The organism is Secundilactobacillus yichangensis, assembly GCF_016861565.1.
In the GTDB taxonomy this organism is placed as follows: Bacteria; Bacillota; Bacilli; order Lactobacillales; family Lactobacillaceae; genus Secundilactobacillus; species Secundilactobacillus yichangensis.
This window is the reverse complement of record NZ_BOLK01000030.1, coordinates 1-11,933: the sequence shown is the minus strand read 5'-3', so window position 1 is coordinate 11,933 and position 11,933 is coordinate 1. Positions and strand designations below refer to the sequence as shown.

Sequence of the window (11,933 nt, the reverse complement as noted above, 5' to 3'; positions counted from 1 at the left end):
CCGTACCACCTGCTACAGCTTCGTGGATCGTTGAAGCACCGCCGTTACCAGCTTCGCTTGTCGGAACCATGCCAGCTGATTGCTGACTTGAAGTATCGCCAGCAGCGTCAGTGGTCAAGCCGTCGCCACCAGTAGTGGCTGAGCCAGTGTCACCAGCAGCTGTCGTAGCAGTACCGCCGTCAACGCCAGTCGAAGTAGTACCAGTGCCGTTACCAGTATTGCCGCCTGGAACAGCTGTACCAGTAGTGGTAGAAGTCGTGGTTTGAGTAGTAGTACCAGTGGTGTTACCACCAGGGATGTTGCCACCAGTAGTGCTGCCACCGTTGGTAGTGTTACCGCCAGTGGTGCTGCCACCTTGGTTGGTGCTGCCGCCGTTAGTAGTGCTGCCGCCTTGGTTGGTAGTGCCACCGTTAGTAGTGCTGCCGCCTTGGTTAGTAGTGCCACCGTTAGTAGTGCTGCCGCCTTGGTTAGTAGTACCACCGTTAGTAGTGCTGCCACCTTGGTTAGTAGTACCACCGTTAGTAGTGCTACCACCATTGTCGCCTTTACCACCATTATCATTATTGTTGGTATTGGTGTTGTTGTTGGTATTACCACCGGCTGGAGTAGTAGTCGAACCAGTGTTGTTGTCACCAGTTGTCTTACCACCGTTGTCGCCACTAGGAGCTGGATAAGTCGTAGTAGTCGTCGTGGTCTTGGTCGTAGTCGATCCGTCCTTGTTAGGAATCGTTTCGATAGTTACGACCTTAACGACTTTCTTACCACTTGGATCAGTAGTTGTGGTCGTATCAGTTTCAGTGGTTGAACCATCAGGGTTAGTGGTGATGGTCTTTTCAGTCGTAGTGCTGTTAGTGGTTGTAGTATTCGTAGTCGTTGAACTGTTCGTACCTTGACCATTATCAGTACCAGTGCCTGTACCGCTGCCGTTGTTCTGGTTGTTGGTGTTGGTGATGTTCACACCGCTGCCTTTACCAGTGTCGGTGCTTGTACCAGTGCCATTATCAGTACCAGTGCCTGTACCAGTACCGCTGCCATTGGTAGTACCACCGCCGTTTGGAACAACGATTGAACCAGCGTTGCTGCCGTCTGGGTAAGTGAAGTAGTAAGTGGTCGTGCCGGCTTCTTTATTAACGATCGTCTTTGCAGGATCGATTACAGGAGTCTGACCATCCTTACCGTCCTTACCATCGACACCATTCTTGCCGTCTTTGATGACGTAGTTGGTCCCGTTCAATACGAGGGTCCAGCCAGTGACGTTACCGTCAGCATCGTAGAATGGCTTGATAGTTGGTGTAGCACCGTCCTTAGGAGCATCCACGCGACCAACGGAGACTTTATCGCCATCAGCGTTAGTGTAGTAGAAGTTGTAAGCAACCGTCGTGCCGTCAGCGCCTTTGATCGGTTCAACATGGGGGGTCTTACCATCTATACCGTCTTTCGGTGCGGCAACCGTACCAACTGTGGTTTCTTTGCCGTTTTCGTCGGTGACATAGAATACGTAAGATGTTGTTCCGTCAGCGTTCGTAACTGCTTTGACGCTAGGCGTTTGACCGTCCTTACCATCTTGACCTTTTTGAACAGTAACTTCGGAACCATCACTGAAGTTGATAACAGTGTTGCCTTTACTATCAAGACCGGAACTTTGAATGGTGATGTCCTTACCGTCTTTGCCATCTTTGCCGTCTTGACCGTTCTTCACGATGTAATGGTGACCATCTAACGTGAAGGTCCAGCCATCAACGACGCCGTTAGCATCGTAGTGAGGAGCAACCGTTGGCGTTTCACCATCCTTGCCGTCAACACCGTTCTTAGGTGCGTCTACCGTACCAAGCAAGACCTTTTGACCCTTGTCGTTGGTGTAATAGAATTCGTAGCTAACCGTGTTGCCGTTAGCGTCCTTGACCGGCTGAACAAGTGGTGTTTCGCCATCTTTACCGTCCTTAGGAGCAATGACATTGCCGACAGTCTTAGTTGAGCCATCTGGGTTAGTGACGTAGAACTCGTAATGAGTGACGCCATCTTGACCAACGACCGCTTTGACTTCAGGCGTTTGACCGTCTTTGCCGTCAACACCATCTTTACCATCGGCACCCTTAGCAATCGTAACTTTGTTACCATCGCTGAAGGTAACTACCGTGTTGCCATCTTTATCAGTGGTCGTGCTCTCAACGGTAATGTCCTTACCATTCGTAACGGTGTAATCCTTACCATCAAGGGTGAAGGTGTAGCCGTCAACTTTGCCGTTACTATCCTTGTGCGGAGTAACTGTTGGCGTTTGACCGTCCTTAGGTGCGGGAACAGTACCAACCGTCTTGGTTGAGCCATCAGGATTTGTGATGTAGAACTCGTATGACTTCGAACCATCATTAGCAGTGACTTCCTTGACTGAAGGTGTCTGACCGTTCTTAGGAGCAGGTACTGTACCAACCGTCTTGACGGAGCCATCTGGGTTCGTGATGTAGAACTCATATGAAGTTGTGCCATCAGCATTCGGAACAGCCTTAACTTGCGGCGTTTGACCGTCCTTGCCATCAACACCCTTAGGGATCGTGACTTTGTTGCCATCACTGAAGGTAACCACAATGTTGCCCTTGGCATCAGTGTCAGTGCTCTTAACGGTAATGCTCTTACCGTCAACACCGTCTTTAGGTGCGGCGACAGTTCCCATACTCTTTTCAGAGCCATCTGGATTGGTGATGTAGAACTCGTATGACTTCGAACCGTCAGCGTTAGTAACTTCCTTAACCTTTGGTGCTTGACCATCCTTAGGTGCTGGAATATTGCCAAGTTCCTTGGTAGAGCCGTCTGGGTTAGTGGTGAAGAATTCGTAAGACTTCGAGCCATCATTATTGGTGATTTCCTTGACTTGCGGAGTCTGACCGTCCTTGCCGTCTTTACCATCTTTACCGTTCTTAACGGTGTAATCTTTACCGTCAATAGTGAAGACGTAGCCGTCAACGTTGCCATCGGTATCCTTGGTCTCAGTAACCTTTGGTGTCTCGCCGTCCTTAGGTGCGGGAACAGTACCAACCGTCTTGGTTGAGCCATCAGGATTTGTGATGTAGAACTCGTATGACTTCGAACCATCATTATTCGTGACTTCCTTGACTGAAGGTGTTTGAGCATCCTTACCATCCTTAGGAGCAGCAACCGTGCCAATCGTCTTGGTAGAGCCGTCTGGGTTCGTGATGTAGAACTCATATGACGTTGTACCGTCCGCGTTTGGAACAGCCTTAACTTCTGGTGTTGGTGCGTCCTTGCCATCGGTACCCTTAGGGATCGTGACCTTGGAATCGTCACTGAAGGTAACGACGATGTTGCCCTTGGCATCGGTGTCCGTGCTCTTAACGGTAATGTCTTTACCGTCTTGACCATTCGTCACGGTGTAATCGTGACCGCCGATGGTGAAGGTGTAACCGTCAACGTTGCCCTTGCTATCCTTGTGCGGTGTAACTGTTGGGGTCTCGCCATCTTTAGGTGCAGGCGTGTTACCAAGCGTCTTGACGGAGCCATCTGGGTTCGTGATGTAGAACTCGTATGACTTGGAGCCGTCTGAGTTAGTAACTTCCTTGACTGAAGGTGTTTGACCATCCTTGCCGTCAATACCGTCTTTAGGTGCGTCAACCGTGCCGACGTCGACTTCCTTACCGTTTTCATCTTTGGTGTAGAAGACGTATGAGGTCTTGCCGTCTTGGCCAACAACCGCTTTGACTTGAGGTGTCTGACCATCTTTACCATTAGTACCAGGATCACCTTTGTCACCCTTATCACCTTTATCAACAGTAACTTGTGATTTATCGCTGAAGGTAATCACAGTGTTGCCATCTTTATCAGTGGTAGAGCCTACGACCGTTAATGGTTTGGCATCTTCACCGTTCTTGACGGTGTAATCCTTGCCATCCAGCGTGAAGGTGTAACCATCTACATCGCCATTGCTGTCGGTGTGAGGTTTAACTTGTGGCGTCTCACCATCTTTAGGTGCGTCAACCGTACCAAGTGATACCTTTTGGCCCTTGTCGTTGGTGTAGTAGAATTCGTAGCTGACCGTGTTGCCGTTAGCATCCTTAACCGGTTCAACGCTAGGAGTTTCACCATCTTTACCGTCTTTAGGTGCATCGACTGTACCAACAGTCTTAGTAGAACCATCTGGGTTAGTGACGAAGAACTGGTATGAAGTCTTCCCGTCAGCGCCCGTAACAGCTTTGATCTGCGGAGTTTCACCAGGATCACCTTTGTCACCCTTAGCACCTTTGTCAACCGTGACAGTTGAGCCGTCGCTGAAGGTAACAACCGTGTTGCCATCCTTATCAGTGGTGTAACCCTTAACGGTCAAATCTTTACCATCTTGACCGTTCTTAACGAGGTAATCTTGACCGTTGATAGTAAATGTATAACCATCAACGTTGCCTTTAGCATCCGTATGTGGTGTTACCTTAGGGGTTTCACCATCTTTAGGTGCCGGAACGTTACCCATAGTAGTGGTAGAACCATCTGGATTAGTGATGTAGAACTGGAATGACTTCGAGCCATCAGAGTTAGTAACTTCCTTAACCTGTGGCGTCTGACCGTCCTTACCGTTCGTCCCGTTGATTCCATCCTTAGGTGCGTCAACCGTACCTAAATCAACTTCCTTGCCGTCTTGACCCATCGTGTAGAAGACGTATGAAGTCTTACCGTCTTGGCCAACAACCGCTTTGACTTGAGGTGTTTCACCATCTTTACCATCAGCACCGTCTTTACCTTTGTAAACGGTGATTTGTGAACCGTCACTGAAGGTAACGAGGGTGTTGCCATCTTTATCAGGAACTTGGCTCTTGATGGTCAATGCTGCGCCATCTTTACCGTTCGTCCCGTTCTTGATGACGTATGGTACGCCGTTCAATGTCAGGGTGTAGCCGGTAACGTTGCCGCCAGCATCCGTGTTTGGCGTGATTGTTGGGGTCTCGCCATCCTTAGGTGCTGGAACATTCCCGACAGTCTTGACAGAGCCATCTGGGTTGGTGATAAAGAATTCGTATGACTTCGTGCCGTCAGGGTTAGTAACTTCCTTAACGTCAGGCGTTTGCGCGTCCTTACCATTCGTCCCATCCTTAGGTGCGGCGATCGTGCCAACAACTTGGTCAGCAGAACCGTTAGAACCTGGGATGTAGAATACCAGTGACTTAGTGCCATCAGGGTTAGTAACTTCCTTAACTGTCGGTGTTTGACCAGCAGCGCCGTCCTTACCCTTTTGAACAGTAACTTCCTTACCGTCGTTGAAGGTCAGAACCGTGTTGCCGTCTTTATCGAGGCCAAAGCTAGTAACGTGGGCATCCGTACCGTTAGTCCCGTCTTTACCATTAGCACCATCTTTACCATTCAAAACAGTGTATGGCACGCCGTTTAAGGTGAAGGTGTAACCGTCAACCTTGCCGTCAGCACCAGTGTGTGGCGTAACAACAGGCGTAGCGCCATCTTTACCATTCTTAGGTGCAGGAATATTGCCAACAATCTGATCGTCGGAACCATCGGTCTTTGAACCTGGAATGTAGAACTCGTAAGAAGTGATGTTACCATCGGCATCCTTAAGCGGTTTAACTGATGGTGTTTGACCATCCTTACCGTTCGTACCATTCGTACCGTTAGTCCCGTCCTTAGGTGCAAGGATCGTACCTACGACTGTGTCATCAGAACCATCCGGCTTCGTTCCTGGCGTGTAGAAGACAATCGTCTTATTACCATCGTTGTCAGTACCAGTCTTAACTAATGGTGTCTGACCATCCTTACCAGCTGCGCCGGCAGGAATCTTGAGCGTCTGGCCATCAGAGAAGGTAATGACTGTAGCGCCATCCCCATCAACCGTTGAGTTCAAGATGGTTAAATCTTTACCATTAGTACCATTTGTACCGTTCGTACCATCTTTACCAGGGGCACCATCAACACCGTTGGTGACGTTGTAGTCAACACCGTTCAAAGTGAAGGTGTAACCCGTCTTACCATCGGTACCAGTGTATGGTTTAACCGTTGGTGTAGAGCCGTCCTTAGGTGCCGGAACGATACCAGTTGAAACCTTTTCACCTTTATCGTTGGTGTAGTAGAACTCGTAGCTGGTTACCTTACCGTCGTTATCTTTAACTGGTTCAACTTGCGGTGTGTAACCATCCTTAGGTGCTGGAACGTTGCCGAAGATCTGGTCATCTGAGCCATCCGGCTTATCGCCAGGAACGTAGAAGACCAGCGTCTTGTTACCCTTGTCATCGGTAACTTCCTTAACCGTAGGCGTCTTACCGTCTTGACCATCAGCACCCTTATCGATAGTCGCTTTAGTACCATCAGAGAAGGTGACAACCGTGTTACCTTTATCATCTTTCGATGTGTTGGTAACGGTAATTGACTTCCCATCTTTAGGCGCGTCAACGGTACCAAGGTCAATTTCTTTACCATCTGGGCCAACCGTGTAGAAGACGTATGACGTCTTGCCATCAGCGCCTGGAACGGCTTTAACCTGCGGTGTCTTACCATTAGTACCATCTTTACCATTAGAAATGTTAATGGTTTGAGCTGGTTGATCAGAACCTGGCGTGTTAATGGTGATGGTTGTACCAATGACGTTGCCATCTGTATCCTTTTCAGGAGTTTGGGTAATCACTGGTGTCTTGCCATCAGAACCATCAGTACCATTCTTGATGGTACCAACCGTCTTGCCGTCAACCACGATGTCGTATCCGGTTACATTACCTTTGTCGTCTTTAGTTGCGTTAAAGGTCGGTGTTGAACCATCTTTACCATTTTGCAGTGTTCCGACAGTCTTACCATCGATAACGATATCAAGAGTTCCAGTTGGGTTGCCGTCCTTGTCTTTTTCAGGCGTGATAACTGGTGAAGCACCATCTTTACCATTCAAGATTGTGTCGCCATCTTTACCATCGATCACAAGGGTGACACCGATTTGGTTGCCATCTTTATCAAGTGCTGGCTTAGTTGTGACAGTCGAACCATCCTTACCATTCTTGAGTTCCCCGCCTGGGTTGCCGTTGATGGTGATCGCGTAACCAGTAACGTTACCGTTGTCGTCCTTTTCAGGAGTCAGTACAGGCGTTGAGCCGTCTTTACCATTCGTAACGCTGATGGTTTGCGGTGCGTCCTTAGAACCAGGCGTGGTAATGGTGATCGTGGTACCAGTAGTCTTGCCATCGGCATCCGTTGTCGGCGTCTGGGTAATGACTGGTGTAGCACCGTCTTTACCATTGGTAATGGTACCAACCTTGTTGTTATCAACCATGATGTCGTAGCCAGTGACGTTACCGTCATTGTCCTTGACTGGGTTGAATTGTGGCGTTGAACCATCTTTACCATTACGCAATTGACCAACAGTCTTATCACCGACTTTGATGGTGTAAGTCCCAGTTGGTTTACCGCTGCCATCAACATCTGGTGTGATGACTGGTGAAGCACCTTGAGGTCCTTGGGCACCTGTATCACCCTTGGCACCGTTCAAGATCGTACCGCCATCTTGACCGTTGACGAACAGCTGAACACCGATCTGGTTACCATCACTATCTTTAACTGGCTTGGTGGTTACAACTGAACCATCTTTACCATTGGTGAGCGAACCAACAGGCTTGCCATCAACCGTAATGGTGTATCCGGTAACCTTGTCACCATCTTTAACTTCGGTGAACTGAGGTGTGGATCCGTCTTTACCATTCGTGACAGTTCCGACAGTCTTGTCACCGAGAGTAATGTTGTAGCCAGTAACGTTGCCGTCAGTGTCCTTAACAGGTGTGAAGACTGGTGAAATGCCGTCTGTACCGTTCAAAATCGTATCTTCATCCATACCGTTGATAACCAGTGTGGTTCCGATTCTCGTGGTATTGCCGTGGATGTCTGTGCTATATGCTGGTTTGGTGGTAACCATCGGAGTGGCACCATCTTCACCGTTTTTGACTTCGCCGACCTTGGTATTATTCAGCATAATGTCGTAGCCAGTCGCGGTCTTAACAAAGCTAGGCGTAGCACCGTCTTTACCGTTGGTAACTTGAACCGCGTTGCCATCGCCATCGGTAATGGTGTAGCCAGTAACCTTACCTTGATCGTCTTTCGTTGGTGTAATAACTGCTGACTTACCTGGGGTACCTGCTGGACCTTGAGGACCAGCAGCACCATCTGTACCATTCATCAGCGTAGTAACATCTTTGCCATCAATGTCGATGGTGACACCGGTCTGCTTGCCTTTGTTATCCAAGATTGGTTTAGTGGTTACAACTGAACCATCTTTACCGTTGGTAACAGTGCCGACGATCTTGCCGTTAACCAAGATGTTGTAACCAGTAGGCTGACCTTTATCATCCTTAATTTCTTCAAATTGAGGTGTTGCACCGTCTTTAAGGGTACCAACTACCTTATCGCCCTCTTTGATGGTGTAAGTCCCAGTTGGGTTGCCATCGCCATCAACATCAGCGGTAACAACTGCTGAAGTCCCAGGAGCACCTTGTGGACCAGTTGCACCAGCGGCACCAGTATCACCCTTAGCACCGTTCAAAATCGTAGCTGAATCCTTACCATCAATCACTAACGTCGTTCCAATAACTTTACTACTATCGTTAGCGTCAGTTGCTGGCTTAGTCGTAATCGTTGGTGTCGTCCCATTCTTGACTTCACCAGCAGGATTACCGTTGATGGAAATCGTGTAGCCAATGGTATTGCCAGCGTCATCCTTTTCAGGAGTGAAGACTGGTGTAGCACCATCTTTACCGTTGGTAATATTAATGGTTTGCGGCTTGTCATTGCTACCTGGTGTACTAATCGTAACCGTGGTCCCGATTTGCGTCTTATTATCAGTACCACCCATGATAGGCGTCTGAGTGATTACCGGAGTAATCCCATCTTTAGGCGCAGCGACAGTACCAAGAGGTATATCATCAGAACCATCGTTCTTTGGACCTGGTTCATAGAATACATAAGACTTAGTGCCATCAGGGTTATCAACTTCCTTAACCTTTGGTGTGACACCGTTATTACCATTCCAAACAGTCTGAGTGGTATCTGGATCGCCATTAGCATGCTTAATCACGAAGGTTGTTCCGCCATTTGGATGATCAGTAGTACCCTTTTCTGAAGTAGCAGTAATTGTATCTCCAGCAGTATTTGGTAAGTCAACAGTCTGCTTCGTACCATTAGGATAAGTGAAGACGAGTGTTGGACCACCAGTTTTTGCATCTGTTCCGTTTGTGACAGTTGGCGCATCAGCATCGTTACCATTAGTACCATTCAAGACATCAAATGATTTAGATATTGGATTGCCTTGGTCATCCATTGAAGTAATCGTAACCGTCGTACCAATGACATTTTTAGCAGTTGTACCATCCGTCTTGTCAGCTGTTGTCACAACTGGTGGATTCGATACATAGTAAGTTTGGTCAGGAGCTGCAGTACCATCTTCATTGAAGGACTTCACAACAATCTTGGTGCCAATCGGCTTACCATCTTTATCGTTTACAGGTGTAGGAGTAATTGTCGGTGTCTTACCATTAGCCCCATTCTTAACGGTGAACTGACCAGCACCTTTACCATTCACATTTAATGTGTAAGTGAATGAACCGTCGCCGTTATCCTTAGGATCTGGAGCAACTTCGATTGTCGGTGTCTTACCATCGTTAGTCACTACATGACCAATTTCTGCACTCTTGATATCATTTTCATTCAGTGGACTGTCAGCCGTAATTGCCGATCCATCAGCGTGCTTCGTTGGAATTGAACCCGTGTAGAAGTAAGTGGTGTGACTTGGGACAATGTCCTTTGTGGCATCGCCTGGGTTGTTAACAGTCAATGAATTAATCGTTGGCATGCCAACTGCATCACCATTAGCTTTTCCATCAACAAGCAGTGTAAACGTGCCGTCATGATTATCTTGTAAACCAAGTTTTGGCGTCTCACCATTCGCACCGTTTTCGACATCAACAGAACCAATTTCCTTGCCAGCTGGAATATCTGCTTCAGTATGTTCAGTACCCTTTGCAGGTTCTGGAAGCTCAGCACCAGTGTAGAAGTAAACAGTCTTCTTGGTTGGAGTAGTACCGGAACCAGGAGTTGTTACTGTAAATGAGTGAATATCTACAGGAACAGAAGTGTCTGTACCGCCCTTACCATTTTCAATAGTGACTTGACCAATGCCCTTACCAGCTGGAACATCACTAGCAGTAAATGTCTTCCCGTTAGCAGGAGTAGTTACTTCCTTACCTGTATAGAAGTAAACGGTGTGAGAGTCACCATTATCAACAGTTATAGAGTGGACAGTCGGCGTTGAGATGCTGTTAGTAGTATTGTCACCATATTTAATTGCGAACGTTCCGTCGCCATTGTCAACAAGGCTCAACGCTGGAGCCTTACCATCTGCTCCATCCGGAATATTAAACGTCTGAATATCTTTAGGATCCTTTGAAGCGGTGTTACCGTCTACATAAATGGTGAACGGTGTATAACCGTGCACTTTATCAGTACTATCAACGTGAGTCCCAGGTACGATTGCAGGTGTCTTACCAGATGCACCGTCTTTAGTCGTCACATCACCAATAAATGAATTGCCTGCAGCTTTGACATCATCATATGTTAGTGGGGAATCAGGCGTAATAGCTGAACCATCTGCATGCTTTGTTGGTACATCACCTGTATAGAAGTAAGTGGTGTGTGTACCAGCCTTATCATCATTTTCAGTAACTGAGTTAACTGGAGTTGGTTGAGCGTTTGGAATCGTGATTGACCCTACAGGCTTACCATCTTCAGTAATGTTATAAACGGTACCATCCTTGCCAGGTGTACCCGTTGAATCAATAACCGGTGTAGCACCATCTTTGACTACAAAACTGCCAAGTTCATTTGGCTTGATGTCAGCTTCAGTAATCTTGCCGTCGCCATCAGTGTCCTTAGCAGGCTCACCACTGTAGAAGTAAACAGTGTGAGTACCTACCTTAGCAGCTGTCGTGTCAGTAGCTGCTACTGGGTCGGTGTCAACAATAAGGGTTTGGATTTTTGCATCTTGCCCAGGCGCACCATCGGGAATATTGAAGGTATTAATGACATTCTTTGGGTCATTCTTGTCGCTGATGACAACTGTGGTAAATCCTGGCTTATCAGTAGTATTAGTCGTTACTTGCCAGTTAGCCGCATCATTCTTTGGCTTAGCCGTATAAACGACCCAAACATCTTGGCCCTTAGTATTGTAAGCAGTATCGTCAGGCGAAGTATTATCATCGAAGTAGTCGAATTGACCGCCACCATGATCTTCCGTGTGACTGTAGTAGTAGTTGCTCAGGTCAAAGGTGCCGTCATTATCGGTAATCACGTTACCGTCAATATCAGTGATTTTGTTGTCAGTATTCTTAGTTGCCTTGATTGTTTCAGGAATCGTGTACTGATCAGCGTATGAGGTACCTGCGTCACCAGTGATCGTCTTTTCTGGGGCAATCTCTGGGCCGCCAATGCCACCGTATACGTAGTGAACGTAACCAGTCTGCTTTTGAGCAGCGTAGTTAACCGCCCGATCAATCTCAATCGGCGAGTTATTCGCGTCCTTAGCAATCTTCAGCGAAACATCAACGTTAGCTGCCTTCTGATCATCCGTCAGCGTAGCGCCAGTTGCGGTGTTCGCGAAGGATTCCGTGTAGCCAGGCTGCTTTTGCAGTTCATTGGTGGTGAGCTTTGCGACGTTGATCGTATCAGTCCCATCAGAAACGTTACCGTCAGCATCAAGCTTTACATCACCGTTAGTGTTGGTTGTCCATGGACTGTAAGTGATGGTTGCTTCTGGCTGGCCATCTTTAAAGGAAACCGTAACTGTCCGATAAAGGTCGTAATCCTTCAATTCTTCCTTAGTCGTACCATCGCCAACTGGATTACCGTAAGTGACGTATTCAGTCACTGGCTTTGTCAGCGCATTGCGACTAGTTTGATCCGTA

At 47.8% G+C, this 11,933-nt stretch carries 1 protein-coding gene; it reads right to left on the bottom strand.

Translation table 11 applies throughout. The features are described 5' to 3' along the window. Positions 1-11,933 (bottom strand): hypothetical protein (locus tag JUE95_RS12660; protein ID WP_203652274.1); only part of this gene is annotated, 11,933 nt, incomplete at both ends.